Here is a 21,264-nt window from a genome sequence, read left to right on the forward strand (position 1 = left end):
CAAAGAAAAACGGGGTCTTTTTATAAAAGGCGCCGTTTTTTATTATGCTTAAACGCAAATATTCGTTACATTTGTAGCTTAATAAACATTAAAATACTATGTCATACGGTTTACTTAAAGGCAAGAAGGGAATTATTTTTGGAGCCCTTAATGAACATTCAATCGCTTGGAAAGTTGCAGAAAGATGCCATGAAGAAGGAGCAGAATTTATCTTATCAAACGCTCCAATTGCCCTGAGAATGGGAGAATTGAATGCTTTGGCTGAAAAAACAGGTTCTGAAGTGATTGGTGCAGATGCAACTTCTATTGAAGATCTTGAAAAACTTTTTGATGCCGCTGTGGCAAAATTTGGTAAAATCGATTTTATCCTGCATTCAATCGGGATGTCTATCAACGTGAGAAAAGGGAAACATTATACAGATATGAACTATGACTTTTTGGAAAAAGGTTGGGATATCTCAGCAGTTTCTTTCCACAAAGTGATGAAAGTGGCTTACCAGAAAGACTGTATGAACGAATGGGGAAGTATTTTGGCATTGACATATATCGCTGCACAGAGAACGTTCCCGGATTATAATGATATGTCTGACAACAAAGCATATCTTGAAAGTATCGCAAGAACTTTTGGAAACTACTGGGGACAGAGAAAAGTACGTGTAAACACGGTTTCTCAATCTCCTACTCCAACGACTGCAGGAAGCGGTGTGAAAGGTTTTGGCGGATTCATGGGTTACGCTGAAGATATGTCTCCACTGGGAAACGCTACAGCATTAGAGTGTGCAGATTACTGTGTAACATTATTCTCAGATTTAACGAAAAAAGTGACCATGCAGAATCTTTTCCACGACGGAGGTTTCAGCAGCTCAGGTGTTACTCAGAAAGTAATCAGCAAGTATGATGTTGAATAATCATGGGTAATGAGTAATTGGTAATAAGTAATTTTTCAATTATATATAGAATCCGGAACTTTTTGTTTCGGATTTTTTTTATTGTTTATCTTTAGATAAAATTAAGTAATGCTAATTAAGAATTTAACATCGATAGTTATATCATTATTACTTGTTGGTTGTGAAAAAAAAAATACTACAAAATTAAAAGAAAAAGAAAAACAGCATAATGATGGAGTCCCTCCCAAGAATAAAAAAGTAAGTACCAACAACAGTTGTAATATAAAAAATGCACTTAAAATTATTTATGAATTACCGGAAGTTCAAAAAGAGTCAACATTTGTGGATTCCATTTCTTCAGGAAAAAAACGTTTATCTTTTATGACGGATAGTTTAGAGATTGATAATAAATCTTATTACATGGTAAAAACTGGATTCAATGGTGAATTACATTGGGAAACTTACACAACTTTTTTTATTGATAAAGATAATTGCAAGGAAATCTTGGTTGACGAAGTTATATCAGGTGATGCCATTCCTTTGGACCAATGGAGTAAAATTAAAAATTAAGTCACTCTAATTTTCAGAAAAAAGAATAGCGGCACCAAAAACGTTTCTAATACTTAATACACATTATATATTAATCCGGAACTTGTTGTTTCGGATTTTTTTTGGACTCAAAGTGCTATTTGATCTTTCATAATTATCTGCGAAATTCACTACAGAAGCCAATATTATTAGTAACCGACCATTCATAGCAACTGTAAGGTTTGTATTCTTGAAGTTATAAGCAAACAATCAAATCGTTGGCGATTCAGGGAATTTATTAGGAAAATTGATTTATTAAAAATGCGGATTATGAAGATCTCCTTTAAGACCTTGTTCCATTAAATAAATAGCACTTAAAATTTTTATTCCAAAATAGTGTAATAATAATCTATCGCATACAGTTCATCATCAAAATATGCATAATCGATGCGAATATAACCATCAAAAGCAGGTCTTATTCTTGGATCAAATTTGGTTAATGGTTCATCATTTTCGGTAGCATAATACCAAGTAGAAATCGTTCCGCGTGAATTGAAGAAATCTGCATTTTTTACGGTAGGTTTTAGCTTTGCAACCAATTCTTCTCTCTTTGTATTTTTATCGATGTAAAAACCATTTATTTTCACAAAACCTTCTACTGCAGGAATTTGCATTAATAATGAATCTCTATTGCTTGCAACATAATTGGGTTTATGCTTTTTAAAAATTATTCTGTATTTTCGAACTATTTCTAAAACTTTACCATCTTTATTGAGAACAGAGATCATTTTAATTCCTTCGGGACTATTGTAAATATCCAAGTTCTTTTCATTAAGACTATAAGTTTTACCATCTTTATTACTAATCATCAAAGAATGACCATTTTTATCTTTAACTACGCGATCACCATACGTAAGAATTAAAGGTTTATCACTATAAATAAAATCATTTAGATCCTCTGTTTTGGGCATACCCAATATTTTGTAAACGCTTTCAACAGTATCTGATTTTAAATTTATGTTATTATAAAAAAGTTTATACCCTTGAATTTCAAAACGGTTGTTTTGTTTTTTGAATTCTTTTTCAGCATTTACCTTAACTTCTGGTTTTGAAACTGTTTTCTCATTTTTCTCTTGTCCTTGACAGGAAATACAGAAAAAAAATATTAGTAATATTTTTAAATCTTTCATTTTTTTTATTTTAATTTTTACCGAGAAACATCGGAATTTTAATTCTAAAAACTAAGCATTTCTTGCTTGTGACAAGTGTTCTTTTGCACTTTGTGCTAAGTAAGTGGTTTCTGTATCAATTTCCTGTTGCAAAACATTTCGGTAGTTCGCCATCAAATTGCCGAATTTTTTATATTGTTCATCTTTGGTATCATTTAAACAATACTGATAGAGCTTGCCTGCAAAATTGCTGTCATTATTTAAAAAATCCTCTTTCGCTTTGATGACTAGTTCATTATAAGATAAAACCTGATTTTCCAGTAAACCTACTTCTTGCTTTTCCAATTCGGTGGGATATTCTTTCTTAAGTTCTGCCAATATTTCTGAGGTTTTATTGTCCGTATTGTTTGCCCAAATATTGAAATTATATTTTTCTTCTGGTGAGAGTGAACTGAACCCATCTTTCATCAATTTATCTCTCCATTTTTTTCCCTCTTCCATCAAATCATTCAAATACTTTCTGTAATCTTTCATTTGTTGGTCTATTCTTTCGCCAATTTCATCCACTTCTTTCTTTAACTGCCTTTTGGTCATTTGAAAATAGCGTTCTATTTCCTCCAAAAAATCTGCGACGGTCTGTTGCAGTTCTTCAAATTTGTTTCTAAGATCACTTATCGTTACCAGTACAGAATTGTACAATGCCCGTATATCTTTAACTTGTGCTTTTACCCAAATACCTGTTTCTGTAGCAATTTGGAAAGCGGCATCTTTTGCGTGGCGTTCTTCAATTCTATGTGGGTTTTCCTGTATCCAATTTATAGCCACTGCATCTGCCCAATCACAATAAGCAGGATGTTGCATATATTTTAAGGCTTCATTGTATAAATCTTGACCAGATATTTCATTCCTCTGTACTTCAATCATAGTTTTCAGATATTTTCCTACACCAATGACCGCCTGTGAAGCAAGTTCTGATGCTAATGAATGTAATGGGTGTTCAAATTCATCTTTTGCCAGCTGAGAATGACTGGGATCTATGCCTAATTGCCTGCCGATTTGTAAATTTTGTTTTTGTACAATAATATTATTTACCACTTCCAGCATTTCTATTACTACCCCTTTTACAAGATTCATAATAGAAGCATATAAAGCATTTACCATACTCTCTATAAGCCACACAACAGCGGTAAGCATCCAACCGCCGCCGCCTTTTGCTCTCTCTATTACTCCAACCACAATTCCTCTTACTTCGATCATTTTAGAATATCCTTTCATGATTTCAGAATAATCTACACCAGTTTCTTTGTCTATTTTTTCTTTTTCTTTTTGGGTCAGCATTAAATCTGTAAGCACATAGAATGCAAGCATATCTGCAAGTTTCAGCAATTTGCTGTATTTTGCATCTTCGTACATTGCAACTGTTTTTAAATTTACTTCTGTTTGTTTAAAAAGACCTTCCGCTGCATGTATTAAAGAATGCACCGTATCTTCACCAGAGAAATAACCTGAAACTACAGGAATATTTGCAACGTATGGAACATCATCTGTATTGTTCTCTGTATTATTGTTAAACGATAATGTGGAATATTGATCTATTACGTCTACCTGTAAACCTGCATAAGAATAAACTCCCTTTTTTCTGGCTTCACTGCAATCAAGATTTAATGGATCAGCTGCTTTATTTCCATTTAAGATGATTGGCTGTGTTGAATTATGAGAGGTAAGATATAATTTTTTATTTCCATTTCGGGGTTTAAAGGTAAAATAAAAACCATCTACCCAAAACGACGGCAGTAAATTTAAATCACCTTTTTTTTTCAAATCTTGAGCAAGATGTATAATATCTGAATACATATTTTGAATTAAAGGATCTTTTGTTTGGGATTGTGGTCTTGCTTCTTTTTTTACACCTTTATACTTTTTGTGGTCCAACTTAAATCTTCCAAGTCCTTTGTGTTTAGACAATTCTTCTGAACTAAAATCTACCCAGGGATGTACAGATACACCATGTTTTATTAATAAAATCTCACAAAAATTGGTATGTGCAAAATAATCTTCTAAAATATGCAATCCTGCACCGATGTCTCTAATTCCCATTCCTCGACCATGAGGATTGGTAGTACTTTTATATTTGTTGACACCGGAGATAAACCGTTGTTTCATGCATTCCGTAGCCGTGGGAAGTTTGCCTCCTTCATACTTAGAGCCAAAACCTTTCGCATTATGAATCTTCACCTCACTTTCTGTATGATGAATATGTTTGCTCATACCGATTGCCTCATCGATTCTTGGATCTTTTTCTATATCTGCAGCAATTAACTCACTTGGTGGGCAATAAAATGCTTCATTATTCAAACCATCTGTTGTTACTGCATAAATCGGATTATCTATGTGTTCTTCAGGACGATATACTCCTAATTCTGATGCATTAAAACCTTCAAAATGTTTTATAAAACTGACATAATCCAAAGATAATTGAAAGGCTTTCATACCAATAGATTCCGCTTTATCTTTTGCAAAATCAATCATCTTTCTACCTTTACTAGAAACTTGATCTTTTGTTTCAAACAACTTCTTTGCTTTATCAGGCAATCCTTCTGATTGGTCTCCTCTTATCTCCGTCATAGTGTGGCTTGCAGCCAAAATTTCAATTATTTTTGTCCAGGTTGTTCGACTTGGCTTTATTGCATCTGCCCAGCTATAAGAGTTTTCTTTAATATCGGGATCCAGTTTTAATAATTTTGCATCTTCGTCTTCGGGAAAATCTGTAATAGTAGGAACAATAACCTGACTCATATCACGCATATAGTTTCCTAAGTACATCCAGTTGAGCCAATATTTATCTAAATTTAATTCTGTAAACATTCTTGATTCAAAATCAAAGTGACCGTAGTGCTTCATATTCATATCGCCCTTTCCTGCCACAAAAAATTCTCCAAACTCATCCTGAAAATCTTTATCAGCCCTATTAATAGTTTCGTAAAGCTCTTGTTTTATTGATTTAAGATCTATGATTAAATTTGTTTTTTCTTTACCATCTATTTTTGCGATAGCATAGTCTATTTCTTCATCTTCTAATTTATAATTGGTAAAATAGTAAGAAAATATAGCTCCTTCATCTCTTTGGGTATCTTTCCCTGCAGTGGAAAATTTATTACGGAGAACGTCATCTAAAAAGTGACCATATTCCTCAAGTAAAGCTTTTAATAATTCTGCTCTAGCTTCCAATTTCTCTTTGTCATTACCTTCAACAGTTTTTATAACAGTATCCTCCCTGACCTCAATGCATTTTTCTTTTTTGATATATTTAGCTTTATTCCCTCCTGCTAAACCTTTACTCATGACTTTAATTGGAGGCATCAAACTATCTTTATCATCCATTATGGCGTTATAAAGATTTTCGTAAGCAATTATGGGAATTTCACCATGAAAAAAACTGGAGATTAAAAGGTAAAAAGTACTTTTGGCAGTTTCTTTCGCAAGCAAATATACTTGCATCATCGGATAATTACTAAACAATTCTACAGATTTAGAAACTTCTTTTGGCTCTTCTTCTGTACCATTACTTCCATCTGCAGCCCCAATGGTAGCGGTAGTTTGATTGGCAGTAAGTATGCTTGCTCCTGCGGAGGTTTTTGCTCCAACAAAAGTGAGCGGTTTATTGTTGATTAAAACTCCTGGAACGAATTCTAATGGCTGATCTGTAGGAGAACCTTTGTATAATAACTGGCTTCCCTGTGTAGCTATGGGTAAGCCATTTAATGTAGCTTCATTGGAAGGAACAACAATAATATTACCTTCTGTTGTTGGATCGGTTTGTAATGCAACTATTTTTGACATTTTATGGTAATTTTAGTTTGTTGATGGAACCATTAACCTCTGTAATTCCTCCTTTAATTACTGTTTTGCTGTTTCCAGTAATTTGGGCATTATTTTTCGCATTGATAATATGATCATTGGACGTTTGTTTCATTATATTTCCTGCATTATTTTCTATATCCTCACTTGCAGTGCTCATAATATTTCCCTTTTTTGCATGAATATTAATATTACTTCCAGCTTCACTTAGAATATCTGTCCCGGCTTTTATAAAAACATTTTCACCTGCGGTAAATGTGATGTTCTTTGGTGCAGTAATATTAATGCTTCCCTGTCCATCCATAAAATAAATATTACCGCTTGGGTCCTTAATGGTCACACTTCTTTCGGAATCATTCATTAAAACTTTAATCCCACTTCTTGTTTGTATGGACTTCAGATGATTCTCCACACCTCCGCCTAAACCAACTTTGCCATGAAACATACCACCCATTGCAAAGGGAAAATCGGGGTTATGGTATTCAAAACCCACCATTACCTGATCTCCGATTTCAGGAATAGCGACAAAACCTCTGTTTTGGGTAACAGTTCCTGTTCCGCCAGCATCTGGACTCATCACTCTGATGAAATGTGTGATATCCGGATTCATCTGCCAGTCAAACTGAACCTGTATTCTACCCTGATTTAGAGGGTCTACATTTGAGATTACAGTTGCAATCTGAGGTTCTGCTTTCGGAATAACAAAGTCTGGTTTAGGCATAAATCCTGTTCCCTCTGCAATGGCTTCAAAGCTTCCCGTGTAATATCCTCTTGCATCCACTTCATGATTTACTTCAGTCATCATAATTTTTGTGAAGTACGACATTTCGTTTGAATCACTTTTTCTCATCTCTATATCCGAAACACAACCAATATACAGAAAGGGAACAGTGGTGTTTCCCGAAATAGTGAAAATTTCTACAGCCTTGCTTCCTCTGGCACTTTTTTGAGAGTCTTCCAGATCAAGAAACATATTGGCATTTATGGGGCCAGGTGTTAGTGACCGTGTTTTGAATATTGAATCATTCAGTTGATAAGCTTCCGAAGACAGATCACCCAAATGTCTTATCATCACATCCGAACCCTTCATTTTAGAATGATTACTGCTGTTATAGCCAAAGTATTCCGGTTTTGTGTGAACAGCTTTCATCTGCACTTTTACATCTGTAACATTACTGCCATACACAAGTCTCACAGGATCTTCATGTTGCGGCAGCTTACCGAAGTGTAAGATTTCACCATCATAATAAAACTGTTCTCCATAAGCTTCGGCAATTCTTGCCAGATAATTGTAATGAGTTTCGCAGTATTGTGCGCTGTAATTGATGTAACTCCTGTTTTGAGTTTCTATTCTGAAATCAAAATCGTTGGCGTTCAACGACTCCCTGATAACACTGTCTGCAATAACAGAAGTATTGACAGGCTGGCTTCCTCCGAAGCTCTGGGTGTGAGGTGCGGCATCCATAAGGATTGTAGGACTGTGCCCTTGTAAGATCACATTTCCCAGACTCATCTTCTCCTGACTGAATGAAACTTCGGTAATCACACCTATGAAAGTTCTTTGCGGGCTTTCATCTTCTGCATCTTTATATCTGAAAGTTACTGTAATTCTCTGTCCTAAAAACTGTCGTGCCTCTTCAAGATTATGACTCTGAGGCTGATCTAAAGAATCATGAGCCAGCACCAGCTCAAACTGATGATGCTTTCTGACACTCTGCTGCAGACGAAAGTGTTTAAAATGAGTAACAGATCTTCCGTTAATGACAATGTCAAGTTTCACCACACGGTTAATACCCGAAATATGATTTTCTGAAATTTTATCAGAATTGGATTTTTTTTCAATCATGATATTTTGTGTTTTATTTAGTGAAATAATATTACGTATATTTCAGGATACCACAAAATATTTTCACCAGTTTTTGACATTTTGTAGTAGAACTACGATTTTTAGCTTAAGTTTTTTTTTGGATTAAATAATTTTAAAATACTGATCCTCAGTCATGATATTGATGCCTTCGAAAAAAAAAGACAGCCTCAGATAAAGCAGTCTTAATAAAAATGTAAATATAAAGAGTGTCTGGTTTACGGTGTTTTCTGATAAACCCTCACATAATCAATCTCAAATTTCTGAGGAAAAATAGAATCGTCAATTCCTTCTTTTCCACCCCAAAATCCGCCGACGGCAAGATTTAGAATAATAAAATACGGTTGATCAAATGGCCACGATTCGTAAGTCTTTTTTTTCATAGGTGAAAAACTTCCTGTCATCGATGTAGACATCAATTTTCTCCGGTGTCCAGTCTGCTTTGTAGATATGGAATTTTTCGCTGGCATCTTTTACATAAAGGGTATCTGTTTTCTGAGTATTGATGATGTGGTTATACTTTTTTGTGTGGACTGAAGCATGTACAAATCCCTGATTATATCCCACATGCTCCATAATATCCAGTTCTCCGTCATCAGGCCATTCTTTCATATTTTCACTCATCATCCAGATGGCAGGCCATGTTCCGCGGCCTTTCGGAAGTTTTGCACGCACCTCAACCGTTCCGTATCGAAATGAAAATTTTCCTTTCGTTAAAAGTCTCGCTGAAGTATAATCATTCTTTTCCCATTTTTCTTTTTTGGCTTCGATGATGAGATTTCCATTTTTCACTCTGGCATTTTCCAGCCTGTTTTTAGTATAAAACTGAACTTCATTGTTTCCGTAACCATCGCCTCCCACATCGTAATTCCATTTTGTGGAATCGGGCAAGCCTTTGTAATTGAATTCGTCGCTCCAGATTAAATTTCTGCCTGGATCAGGTTTTTTTGAAGCACAATTTAACGATGAGAAAACCAAAGTTCCTCCAATCAAAATTGCGATTGTCTTTTTAAATTTCATATTAAAATTTTTGCCGTTTGTTTGATTTTTTTCTTATGTGAAAATTTTTCAAAAGTTTTTTATTCTGAAATCTCTAGGTTCTACGGAGTCAAAGAATCTAAAACTATCATCGTAGATATGCTTTCAGCATGACAAAAAACAACGTTCGGATTCATAAAAGCATAATATAAGTCTCCCACCAAAAGCGGGTTTTATCCCGCTTTCAGCTTTAACAATTATGCTTATTTCTCCCAGTTAATTCTTTTTGTCTGAACATTCTCAGAATCTGTTCCCACCATAATATCAAATTCTCCGGATTCCCAATCGTAATTTAATGCATCATCATAGAATTTCAGGTTTTCGGGAGTTAAAGTGAAATAAACAGTTTTAGTTTCACCTTTTTTAATAAAAACTTTCTCGAAACCTTTCAACTCTTTAATGGGTCTGACTACTTTTCCAAATAAATCTCGGATGTATAACTGCACAACTTCTTCCCCATCGTATTTTCCTGTATTGGAAACACTTACACTCACTTTCAAAGTTTGATTTCCTTTAAGGTTTATCGAACTTAAATTCATTTCAGAATATTTAAACTGAGTATAACTTAAACCAAATCCAAACGGAAATTTCGGGTCGTTATCCAAATCGATATATGCCGAAACATAATTTCTGTCGGTATTGTTTTTCGCTGGTCTTCCTGTGTTGTAATGATTGTAATAAATTGGAATCTGCCCTTCTTTCCGGGGAAAAGTCATTGGTAATTTTCCACCCGGATTTACGGTTCCGAAAAGAACATCTGCTATCGAATTTCCGGCTTCAGTTCCCAGCCACCAGGTGTACATAATCACTGGAATATTGTCTGCGGCCCAATCGAAAACCAAAGGTCTTCCTGCATTGATCATCAGAACAATCGGTTTTCCGGTTTTGGCAATTTCTTTTAATAAATCTTCCTGAACTCCCGAAAAATGAAGATTGCTTCGGCTTTTCGCTTCTCCACTCATGGCGTGACCTTCGCCTAAAGTCATAATTACAACGTCAGCTTTCTTTGCTGTTTCTATAGCTTCTGCAAACATCGATTTATCCTGATCATCAACGTTGGCGCCTTTTGCGTAAAGCAATACGGAGTTTTTATCCAGTTGATTTTTAATTCCGTCAAACTGAGTGATAATTCTCTGATTGTCGTCTTTAAAAGCAACCGACCAAAAGCCGTGATTGGCAACCGTCTCTTTTCCGAAAGGACCAATTAAAGCTACTGTTTTTACTGATTTTGAAAGCGGTAAAATATTATTTTCATTTTTCAGCATAACAATAGATTTTGAACCAAATTCTCTCCCGAATTTTCTGTTTTCCTGATTGTTGAGTTGCTCCATCTGCCTTTTCTCGCTGCTGAACCGGTAAGGATCATCGAATAATCCTATTTCGAATTTCTTAACTAAAATTCTTCTTGCCGCATCATCAACTAATTTAGGATCAACCTTTCCTTCCTGAACTAATTTCGGAAGTTCTGCCATGTAAGCACGGCTTTCCATATCCATGTCGCTTCCTGCTTTGATGGCTTTTTCGGCTGCTTCTTTATTGTCTTTCGCATATCCGTGATACACCATTTCTCCGATACTTCCCCAGTCTGAAACCACAAAACCTTTGTAATTCCATTTTCCTTTTAAAAGATCGCGCTGGATATATTCATTGGCCGTTGCCGGAATTCCATTGATGTCGTTAAAGGAATTCATAAATGTTGCCACGCCGGCTTCTGCAGCAGCTTTGAAAGGTGGCAAATAGGTTTCATGTAGTTGTCTTAAGCTCATATCAACGGAATTGTAATCTCTTCCGCCAACTGCCGCTCCGTACGCTGCAAAATGCTTTGCACAGGCCATAATTGCATCCAGATTTCCCAAACCTTTCCCCTGGAAACCTTTTATTCTTGCCAAACCAATCTGCGTTCCCAAATAGGTATCTTCGCCCGAACCTTCCATCACTCTTCCCCATCTCGGATCTCTCGCAATGTCGACCATCGGCGCAAAAGTCCAGTGAATCCCGTAAGCGGATGCTTCTGTAGCGGCTATTCTTTCGGATCTTTCAATTGATTTTAAATCCCAGCTTGCAGCCTGACCAAGGTTCACAGGGAAAGTAGTTCTGTAACCGTGAATTACATCCTGACCAAACAACATTGGAATTTTCAATCTTGATTTCAACGCCAGTTCCTGAAATTTTCTCGTTTCTTCTGCTCCCGAAACATTCAGCATTGAACCTACTTTGCCTTGTTTAATTTCATTTAAAACATTGGAAGAATTGGAATTCTGAGGACCCGTGGCATATTCAAAACCACTGTACTGAACGAGCTGACCGATTTTTTCTTCCAGCGTCATTTTAGACAATAACTCAGTGACTTTCTGGTCAACTGTTTTTTGTGCGAAAGCATTGAATCCGAATGCTGTGAAGGTTAATATGAAATATAGTTTTTTCATTAATTTAATTTTGCTGTAAATTTTAATGCAAAAAGCGCATAGATTTTTTTTAAAATAATGCCGTTGATATTATGTTTACCAAGGCGTTTGACTTCGTCGAATCTTCGATTTCACTTAAATAATATTCCAAAGTTTCATTTTTAAAATTTAAAAAATATAAGTAGCCACCGAAGTTGCAGGAATATTTACCGGAGCTGTTTTACTTTTAAATTTAATATTAAAATTTTCATCGTTTTTACTGTAATTCTGGACAATCAAAACCGTTTTTCCTTCAGGCGTTTTGAAGGCCACTGTAGATAAATTTTCTGTCTGCGTTGATGAAATTCTCTGTGAGTTGGCAGGAATAAATTTCGATGCGTGGGCAATGATGTAATAGGCTACATTTCTGGTGAAATTTTCACCATCGGCAACCGTTATTGCGCCTTTGCATTCGGTACAGCCTCCGGGAGTGTGTGGTCCAAATTTGGGGTCGTTGGCCAGATTCCATTCTAAAGCAATTTTGCTCCAGTTTCTCATCGAACCGATGATTACATTTTTTGCGTGCCAGTTCAGATCTCCATCAAATGTTCCTTTTGAACCTGTCCATTGTTCTGTGAAATAGAGATTTTTGTCTGGATGAGCATTATGAACCGTACTTAAAGCAGAAATATCTCCTTCGTACAAATGAAAAGCCGAACCGTCAATGTATTGATTCGCTTCAGGATCGTTTAAAATACTGATGGCATATTCCGGTTTGTTGCAGTTGTGATCGTAAACTACAATTTTAATTTTAATTTGATTGGATCTAAAAATTGGTCCTAAGCTTTGTTTGATAAAATCTCTCTGCTGATCTGAAACCATCAGTAAACTCGGATTATTTCCCGGATGCAACGGCTCATTTTGAGGAGTTACGGCATCAATGATGATTCCTTCTTTAGCCATTCCCTGAATGTATCTGACAAAATATTTTGCGTAAGTATCATAAAATTCAGTTTTTAAACTTCCACCGATTGATTTTCCGTTATCTTTCATCCAAACCGGAGGCGACCACGGGGCTGCAATAATTTTGATTTTTGGATTTATGGCTAAAATTTCTTTCAGCATCGCAATTAAATCTTTGTCTTTTGCCAGACTGAATTTTGATAAAGTAGGATCTGTCTGTCCCTGAGGCAAATCATTGTAAGAAAAAACTTCACTATCCAAATCAGATGCGCCAATACTTAATCTTAAATAACTTACCGAAATTGAGTTTTCATTTTTGCCGAAAAGTTCCTGTAATAAAGCTTTTCGTTTGGCAATTGAAAGTTTGTTGATCACATCAACGCTTCCGCCCGTTAATGTAAATCCAAAACCGTCAACATATTGAAACTTTTGCGTGTCATCAATTTCAATATTCTGAAAATTATTAGATGTATTTACAAATTTTGCGGGAGTCTGCTTCTGCAATTTTATGCTTTCATCACCTTTCGTGAGCCAGGACTGCACATTTTTGGTTGCACAAGATGAATAAGAAAAAAGTACCACACCGCTGAAAAGCAGTGCAGTACTCTTTGAAAAGAAACTATATGATTTTTTTTCTGTCATATTTTTAATAGCCTGGGTTTTGCTTTAAAGCCGTACCTGTAAGTTCTGTTAAAGGTATTGGAAGTATTTCGTTTTTACCAGCGGTAAAACCTCTTGAACCAAGAACGGATGGAGCATCTCCCCATCGAACCAAATCAAACCATCGGTGACCTTCACCTATAAACTCGCGTCTTCTTTCATTTTTAATTGCCTGTATAGAAACAGGTAATGATGAAAGACCTACTCTGGCTCGCACTGCGTCCAATAAAGCCTGCGCTCTTGCTCCGGTACCATTCAAGGCTTCCGCTTCCATAAGGTAAGTATCTGCAAGTCTTATTAAGATGTAATTTTTCCTGTAATTCAATTCCGATGCTCCGGGAAGTGTGGTTACTTCATTTTTAGTAGGCATGTATTTCTTCAGGAAATATCCGGAATCCATAAATGCGGGAGAATAATCTATATCATTCTGCTGCTTCAAAGCTTTTGCATTAAAAATACTGGCATCTAACCTTGGATCACCTTGCATAAAATTAAACAGATTTTCTGTAATCGGGTTGAACGCCCATCCAGAAATATAATCAGGTGCCGTACTATTTTTTCTGTTGTATGATCTAATAGCAGTCATTATACAGATCGAATTTCCTTCATCATTACCCTGGCCCCAGAAACTCCAGTCAGAATTTCCCAGGTTAGTATGATTAACCTCGATAATTGATTCTGAAGTAAATTTGTTTTCGGTGTTCCAAAGTGTTGCATAGTTTGAAACTAACTGATAGCCATACTGATTGTTTCCACCAGGAGTGCCATTCACTTCAGCAAACTGCAATGCTGCCTCACTTTTTTTATTCTGATATAAGAACACTTTGCCCAGTAAAGCTCTTGCTGCACCTTGCGTGAGACGTCCTTTCTGATCTCCAGATGCCGTTATTGGAAGATTGGGAATTGCACTCAGCAAATCTGCTTCTATCTGAGCATATACAGCCTCAGGAGTAGCTTGTGGTACATTATAATAATCATCCGTGGCTTTAAAAGGTTCCAAAATAAGTGGAATATTTTTAAACATTCTCAAAAGTTCAAAATAATAAAGCGCTCTCAGAGTTTTAGATTCTGCTATAAATCTGTTTTTGGTTGCGTCGCTCATAGTTGCCAAAGGAACTTTCTGGATTAAAACATTGGTACGTGAAATCCCCTGATAATAATCTCTCCAATACGTTGCCGGCATTGTTGTAGAATTAATCTGATAATTAGACATTCCCTGAATCCCTGCACCATCAGTAGAACTGCCTCCTCCTGCATAGAAATCATCAGAACCTGCGTTGAAAAATGTAACCATATTCTCAAAGCCTCCTGCATATTTGCGTAGGCCATCGTAAGCGCCTACCAATGCAAAGAAACATTCCTGCTCATTTCTGAAAAAGTTTTCAGTTTCAAATGCTCCTAAGTATTCTACATCTTCAATATTACTGTTTGTACATCCTGTGTTTGTAAATGCTGTACCTACTAGAAGTGATGCAGCTATGCTGATTTTATAAAAGTTATTTTTCATAATAAAATTTTAAAAAGTGATGTTTGCTCCAAATATAAACGTTCTCGCCTGTGGATAAAATGCCCGGTCAATACCAAAGCTGTCACCAGCGGCAATTTCAGGATCATAACCTGTATATTTTGTAAATGTAACGAGATTTTCTGCTGTCACATAAAATCTAACTTTACTTGAACCAATACTTTCTGTAACAGAAGAAGGAAGTGTGTAACCTAACTGAACCAGCTTCAATCTTACATAATCACCTTTCTGAAGGTAATAGTTTGAAAGTCTTGAATAATTCTGATTAGGATCGTCTCTTGTAAGTCTTGGAGCTTCATTTGTAGAACCTTCACCAGTCCATCGATCTAAGATGGTAGTCTGATAATTGGCATCAATCATATCTAGTCTTCTTAGACCCTGGAAGATTTTATTACCTGCAGCACCTTGTGCAAACGCCATAAAATCCCAGTTTTTATAACTTAGATTAGCTGTTAATCCAAAAGTATACTTCGGAATTGAACTTCCCAGATTTACTTTATCATTATTATCAATTTTTCCGTCGCCGTTAGAATCAGCCCAGATAAAATCTCCAGGTTTTGCATTTGGAAGAATCATCTGTCCTCCGGAATTTACATAAGAATTAATTTGTGCCTGATTTTGGAATACTCCCAATGTCTGGAATCCGTAGAAAGAATTATAAGCCTGCCCAACCTGAATTCTTTGAATCGGACCCATAGACTGAAATCCCGGACCATCTAAATATTCTCTGCCTCTTTCTAAGCTCGTTACAGTATTTTTAAGGTAAGCAAAATTACCGTTTAAAGAGACCGTAAAATTTGACCAGTTTTTTCTGTAGCCTAATTCAACTTCTACACCTTCATTTTCCATATCACCAATGTTTGCGGTGGGAGAAACAGTAACACCTACATATCCAGGGATATTGATCTGACGCAGAATATCAGAAGTTTTTTTCTTATAATAATCCACTGTAAGATTAAAATTATTAAATAATTTCAAATCTGCAGCAATGTTCAGCTGTGAAGTCGTTTCCCATTTCAAATCTTTGTTTTCTAAAGTGTTTGGAATATATCCAGGATAAATTACGGGGTTTCCCTGAGCATCTATAAAAGTGTAATTGGCACCTGAAACGTAGAAGCTTGCAAACTGAAAATCTCCAATCCCATCATTACCCAAAATACCATATCCTCCGCGAAGTTTTAAAGTATTTATAATTTTATTTTCAGGCCAGAAGCTTTCTTTATCAACATTCCAACCTAAAGAGAAAGCAGGGAAAGTTCCCCAGTGATTATTTTCACCAAATTTTGAAGATCCATCTGTTCTTAAAGTTCCGGTAAATAAATATTTATTGTCATAATCGTAGATAACCCTGCCAAAGTACGATGCTTTATGGGTGTTGATATAATCCCATGCATTGGTATTCCTCTTGTCTGGTGCAACAAAGAAGTTGAAAGAGGCGTCCTGCCAGTTGTTTACTGGCAGACCTGTATGCGTAACCGTTTGTCCGAAACCAATGTTGTACTCATAATATCCATTCCCGATTAATGCATTGATATTGTGTTTTCCAAAACGGTTTTGATAGCTTAAAGTATTCTCAGAGCTCCATTCAAATTTCTGTTGTGTTGTTCTGCTTAAGCTGTTTATACTTAAATTATTGTAATTCGGATTCAAATAAAATAAAGGCGTAAAGTTTTTGCTTCCCCAATATGCCTTTTTACCGTTCATGGAAGATTTCAACGTAAAATGTTTTAGAAACTTCACTTCGGCATAAACGTTTCCAACAAGGTCATCAGACCAGCCCACATTTCCAAGCTGAGTATTTCTAAATGCTAAAGGATTAGACATTTCCTGATTTACGTATGGAGAAATACCATACGGATTTCCATATTCGTCCCTGAAAAGATAAGGGGCAATTGATGGATTATTGTATGGTGCACTGTTTAGAACACTGGGATCTGTAATCACAGCAGGAGTGACAGGATCTAAATTAATTGCAGAACTTAAAGGACCTCCGAATTCTCCGTTTGAGTTAATTCCCTGGTTTTTTGTGTTTGTATATGCAAAAGTTTGCCCTAAAGTTAACCAGTCTGTCACTTTATGCGAAGAGTTGATCCTACCTGTAAGTCTTTTGTAGTAAGAAATATCACTCATTACAATACCGGTCTGATCATAATAACCGAAAGATCCGAAAAATGTAGATTTCTCGTTTCCGCCGCTCACACTTACCTCATGATTTGATCTTGTAGAATTATTGAAAATAAGACTTTGCCAATCTGTTCCTTCGCCCAGACTTGCAACATTGGAGAAACGTGGAGCTTTGCCGTCATTGGTAAGACCTTCGTTTATTACTGTTGCGTATTCAGTTGCATTAAGAAGATCTAACTTTTTCGCAGCTTTACCAAATCCGTAGAAACCATTGTATGATAAATTGAGTTTGCCCCGTTTTCCTTTTTTAGTAGTTACTAAGATCACTCCTCGTGCTGCAGATACTCCGTAAATCGCAGAAGAAGCTCCATCTTTCAGTACCTCAATACTTTCAATATCAGATTGATTAAGCCATCCAATACCGTCTACTACAATACCGTCTACTACCCACAAAGGATCGTTGCTCGAAGAATAGCTGGTTACCCCTCTTACACGGATAGTTGCAGATGATCCAGGCTGGCCCGAATTGGTAATTACATTTACACCTGCAGCTCTACCCTGCAATACCTGCTCAGGTTTACCTGCCGGAATATTCTCAATATCACTCGCTTTTATGCTGGATATTGCTCCCGTTACATTACTTTTTCTTTGGGTACCATATCCAATCATAACCACTTCCTCAATCTTCTGCTCTTTCTGAACAGTGTCTGCCGGTGTAGTCTGCGCATTGAAATTTGCCGTAAAATAAAGCGCGGCAATAATCCCCAAACCTCTTGATATTCTTACATTCATATTATAGATAGTTTTTAATTCTCAAATTGAGACAATAAAAATATTATTTTTTTTGAATAGTTAACATATTTTTAATATTTATTTTAATATTTCCTTTACTTTTGGGCTTTCACAGAGTTTATCTTCTGTTAATTTGTAAGAAATTGACGATTTTTAATGAAAAAAACTTCCCGTAAATGACTGCTACAAGGAAAATTGCCCTTCCACTGAAACTCACATTCCTCATCTTCTCCATGGTGCTGAACTGCATGGGAATTATTATTTTACAACTTTCTTCTGAAGATGTTTCCTACAACAAACTTGGACTGCTGGAGGCTTTTAAAGACTTGCCTATTGCATTCATTTCTCTTTTTTCAGTGAGTTTCATCAGCAGAACAGGAACCAAAATTTCTCTGATCTCAGCTTTACTTATTGTTGCCCTCTGCTCTCTCATTCTGCCCTTCGTTGAAGTTTTCTGGTTTTACAAAGTGTGGTTTGCCATAATCGGAACCTGTTTTGCGCTGGGAAAAATCTGCGTATTTAATATCATAAAGAATAATATTACAGAAGAAAAAACTTTAACAAAAACCATGAGCAGCGTTGAAGCATCTTTTATGATAGGAATTTTTGTGGTCAACACCGGATTTGGCTGGCTCATTTCAAGTGATTACGGAGAATTCTGGAAATTCGGCTTCATCGGAATTGCACTGGTGAGTTTTTTTACTCTCTATCTTTTCACCAAAGTTGAAATCACCGAAACGGAAAACAGAAACGCTTCCCTGCTTCCAGATTTGACTGGGTTTGGAAAACCTGCATTCATCGCTTTTTTCGGCCTGCTTTTTTTTATTGTTTTTACCGAACAGAGTTTTAATTCCTGGCTGCCGTCGTATTACAAAAATCATTTGGGTGTAGATTCATTTTTTGCTCTGCAGGCTACGTCTTTTCTGGCAGTCTTCAGTTATCTGGGCCGAATCTTCACCGCACAGCTGATCAGAAAGTTTGATCTGTCTAATTATTTCTACCTCTGCGTTGCGATGGTTCTGGTGATTCTGAGTATTATCATTGCAGTCCAGTTTACACACAGCGGAAAGTCTTCAGTATTGCTTTTTATTTTTCCGGTCATTGGTTTCTTTCTGGCACCGCTTTATCCCGTTGCCAATTCAAAAATGATTGCATCTGCAGACAAAGAAAGGATCAACGTTTTGACCTCTGTTATCGTTATTTTTTCATCTCTGGGCAGTTCGGCGAGTTCAGCATTGATTTCCATCCTGTTTCAAAACAAAATGCTGGATTTCTACGCAGTCTTTATTTTTGCAGCTGTAAGCATCGTTTTTCTGTTCGGAATTTCATTTTTTAAAGCGATTAATCAAAAATAATAGAAATAATTATATTTTTACAGCATGAAAACAGACCATAATAAAAATATTGAAACCCTGAAAGAACTTATCGACAGCAAAGATTTTATCCCAAATCTGTCGGTAGACTGTACTATTTTCGGCTTTCATGACGGTATTTTGAAAGTCTTGCTTTTAAAATATCATGATTTGGATCTGTACTCACTTCCCGGAGGTTTTGTTTTTTTGGACGAAGACCTCCGCGATGCTGCCTCAAGGGTTTTGTTTGAAAGAACGCATCTTAAAGATATTTTTCTGGAACAGTTTCACACCTTTGGAAGGATGAGCCGTACCGAAAATAATGTACATAAAACTTTAATACAGAACAAAGGTCTTGATGTAAGCGAAAATCACTGGATTTTACAACGTTTTATAACCGTAGGATACTGCAGTTTGATTGATTATTCACTTGCCAACACTTTCCCCGATGCATTCAATGAAACATGCGCCTGGTTTGAGGTAGACAAACTTCCTGCAATGGCTTTTGACCACGACAGAATCATCAGATCCGGGCTTGAGTTTCTGAGAGACAATATTGATACTCAGGTGGCAGCTTCAAACCTTCTTCCGGAGAAATTTACAATGAAAGATTTACAAAGTCTTTATGAAACAATTTTGGGAGAATCTTTCAGAAGAAACAATTTTCAGAGAAAAATTTTAAGCATGAATATGCTCGAAAGACTTGAAAAATTATATGATGGCTCAGCAAACAAAGCACCCTATCTTTATAAATTTATAGAGAAATACCATTCAAAATCAAAGCCTTACACTTTTTTGGAAGACGATTTCGCATAAGATTTTTTAGTTTTTCATTTTTTATACAAGATAATTTTTTGTCAGAGTTTAAAAAATCTTATTTTTAGGAAAACAAAATTTTATGTCATATTATCCGCTTACCAGCATACCAGATTATTTTGGAATTGATGCTTTTTTAACCGACGAGCACAAACTCATCAGAGAGTCTGTGCGCGATTGGGTTGAAAGTTTTGTAATGCCCAATATAGATCAGGCTGCTCAAAACCACACCGATCTGCCGAATCTGATGAAAGAATTGGGAAATATTGGTGCTTTGGGACCATACATTCCTGAAGAATACGGCGGTTCAGGGCTTGACCAGATTTCTTATGGTTTGATTATGCTGGAACTGGAAAGAGGAGATTCCGCGGTTCGTTCGGCGGCCTCTGTTCAAAGTTCTCTGGTGATGTTTCCGATTAATGAGTTCGGTTCTGAAGAGCAAAAAAAGAAATATTTACCAAAATTAGCATCAGGCGAAATGATCGGTTCTTTCGGTCTTACTGAGCCTAATCATGGTTCAGATCCAGGCTCAATGGAAACCTATTTCAAAGATATGGGAGATCATTATCTTCTGAATGGAGCCAAAATGTGGATTACCAATTCACCACTTTGCGATATTGCTGTAATCTGGGCCAAAAATGAAGAAGGAAAAGTACAGGGATTAATCGTTGAAAGAGGAATGGAAGGCTTTACCACTCCTGAAACCCACAACAAATGGAGTTTGAGAGCTTCAAAAACTGGCGAACTGGTTTTCAATGATGTTAAAGTTCCTAAAGAAAATTTATTACCCAACGTCACAGGATTAAAAGGACCGTTATCCTGTTTAAATTCTGCCCGTTACGGAATTTCTTGGGGTGTAATTGGTGCGGCAATTGATTGCTACTGTACTGCTGTTCAATATTCTAAAGAAAGAAAACAGTTTGGAAAACCAATCGGATCTTTCCAATTACAACAGAAAAAATTGGCTGAATTTTTAACTGAAATTACAAAAGCTCAGTTGCTTTGTTTACAGTTAGGAAATCTTAAAAATGACCATAAAGCTACTCCGGCACAGATTTCTATGGCGAAAAGAAACAACGTAAAAATGGCGATTGATATTGCCAGAGAATCAAGACAGATTCTTGGTGGAATGGGAATTATGGGAGAATTTCCGATGATGCGTCACGCTGCGAATTTAGAATCTGTAATCACTTACGAAGGAACCCACGATGTTCATTTGTTGATTACGGGATTGGATATTACCGGTTTTAATGCATTCTAAAATATAACATTTAAATCTTCAAGGTTTTAGAAACCTTGAAGGT

General features: G+C 36.2%; 14 protein-coding genes. 5 read left to right on the forward strand and 9 right to left on the reverse strand.

Annotated elements, in window-relative coordinates:
* The first annotated feature begins 98 nt into the window (after window positions 1-98).
* Both ASG31_RS07715 and ASG31_RS07720 read left to right on the forward strand, forming a co-directional pair.
* Window positions 99-908, forward strand: a complete 810-nt coding sequence (locus ASG31_RS07715) for an enoyl-ACP reductase (RefSeq protein WP_056030186.1) — start codon at window positions 99-101, stop codon at window positions 906-908.
* Between the two features lie 108 nt (window positions 909-1,016).
* The gene (locus ASG31_RS07720; protein ID WP_056030189.1) at window positions 1,017-1,457 is read left to right on the forward strand and encodes a hypothetical protein; all 441 of its coding nucleotides are present in this window, start codon (window positions 1,017-1,019) and stop codon (window positions 1,455-1,457) included.
* Window positions 1,458-1,798: 341 nt separating this feature from the next.
* On the opposite strand, the gene ASG31_RS07725 is transcribed toward ASG31_RS07720, so the two are convergent.
* The 9 genes from ASG31_RS07725 to ASG31_RS07760 form a co-directional block, all read right to left on the reverse strand.
* The gene (locus tag ASG31_RS07725) at window positions 1,799-2,605 is read right to left on the reverse strand and encodes a hypothetical protein (RefSeq protein WP_056030192.1); all 807 of its coding nucleotides are present in this window, start codon (window positions 2,603-2,605) and stop codon (window positions 1,799-1,801) included.
* A gap of 51 nt (window positions 2,606-2,656) precedes the next feature.
* The gene (locus tag ASG31_RS18345; RefSeq protein ID WP_056030196.1) at window positions 2,657-6,424 is read right to left on the reverse strand and encodes an HET-C-related protein; all 3,768 of its coding nucleotides are present in this window, start codon (window positions 6,422-6,424) and stop codon (window positions 2,657-2,659) included.
* 1 nt (window position 6,425) lies between these two features.
* Window positions 6,426-8,288: a type VI secretion system Vgr family protein gene (locus tag ASG31_RS07735; protein WP_117585831.1), complete on the reverse strand. Its 1,863-nt coding sequence runs from the start codon at window positions 8,286-8,288 to the stop codon at window positions 6,426-6,428.
* A gap of 236 nt (window positions 8,289-8,524) precedes the next feature.
* Window positions 8,525-8,689, reverse strand: coding sequence for a hypothetical protein (locus ASG31_RS18875; RefSeq protein ID WP_231433722.1), 165 nt, complete (start codon window positions 8,687-8,689; stop codon window positions 8,525-8,527).
* Window positions 8,655-9,326 (reverse strand): family 16 glycosylhydrolase, encoded by a 672-nt coding sequence (locus tag ASG31_RS07740; RefSeq protein WP_231433723.1) that lies wholly within the window; start codon window positions 9,324-9,326, stop codon window positions 8,655-8,657. The genes ASG31_RS18875 and ASG31_RS07740 overlap by 35 nt, the downstream gene beginning before the upstream one ends.
* A 221-nt stretch (window positions 9,327-9,547) precedes the next feature.
* Window positions 9,548-11,770, reverse strand: a complete 2,223-nt coding sequence (gene bglX, locus ASG31_RS07745; protein ID WP_056030199.1) for a beta-glucosidase BglX — start codon at window positions 11,768-11,770, stop codon at window positions 9,548-9,550.
* Between the two features lie 147 nt (window positions 11,771-11,917).
* Window positions 11,918-13,333 (reverse strand): glycoside hydrolase family 30 protein, encoded by a 1,416-nt coding sequence (locus ASG31_RS07750; RefSeq protein ID WP_056030202.1) that lies wholly within the window; start codon window positions 13,331-13,333, stop codon window positions 11,918-11,920.
* A 4-nt stretch (window positions 13,334-13,337) separates the two neighbouring features.
* Window positions 13,338-14,858, reverse strand: coding sequence for a RagB/SusD family nutrient uptake outer membrane protein (locus ASG31_RS07755; RefSeq protein WP_056030205.1), 1,521 nt, complete (start codon window positions 14,856-14,858; stop codon window positions 13,338-13,340).
* A gap of 9 nt (window positions 14,859-14,867) precedes the next feature.
* Window positions 14,868-17,792 (reverse strand): SusC/RagA family TonB-linked outer membrane protein, encoded by a 2,925-nt coding sequence (locus ASG31_RS07760; RefSeq protein WP_056030208.1) that lies wholly within the window; start codon window positions 17,790-17,792, stop codon window positions 14,868-14,870.
* A 176-nt stretch (window positions 17,793-17,968) separates the two neighbouring features.
* On the opposite strand from ASG31_RS07760, the gene ASG31_RS07765 reads away from it, so the two are divergent.
* The 3 genes from ASG31_RS07765 (at window position 17,969) to ASG31_RS07775 (ending at window position 21,221) form a co-directional block, all read left to right on the forward strand.
* Window positions 17,969-19,147 carry an MFS transporter gene (locus ASG31_RS07765; RefSeq protein ID WP_082504507.1) on the forward strand — a complete coding sequence of 393 codons (1,179 nt, stop codon included), beginning with the start codon at window positions 17,969-17,971 and terminating at the stop codon, window positions 19,145-19,147.
* Between the two features lie 24 nt (window positions 19,148-19,171).
* Window positions 19,172-19,960, forward strand: a complete 789-nt coding sequence (locus tag ASG31_RS07770; RefSeq protein WP_056030211.1) for an NUDIX hydrolase — start codon at window positions 19,172-19,174, stop codon at window positions 19,958-19,960.
* Between the two features lie 82 nt (window positions 19,961-20,042).
* Window positions 20,043-21,221, forward strand: a complete 1,179-nt coding sequence (locus tag ASG31_RS07775) for an acyl-CoA dehydrogenase family protein (RefSeq protein ID WP_056030214.1) — start codon at window positions 20,043-20,045, stop codon at window positions 21,219-21,221.
* Window positions 21,222-21,264: the final 43 nt, after the last annotated feature.

Source organism: Chryseobacterium sp. Leaf404, from assembly GCF_001424145.1.
Taxonomy (GTDB): Bacteria; Bacteroidota; Bacteroidia; order Flavobacteriales; family Weeksellaceae; genus Chryseobacterium.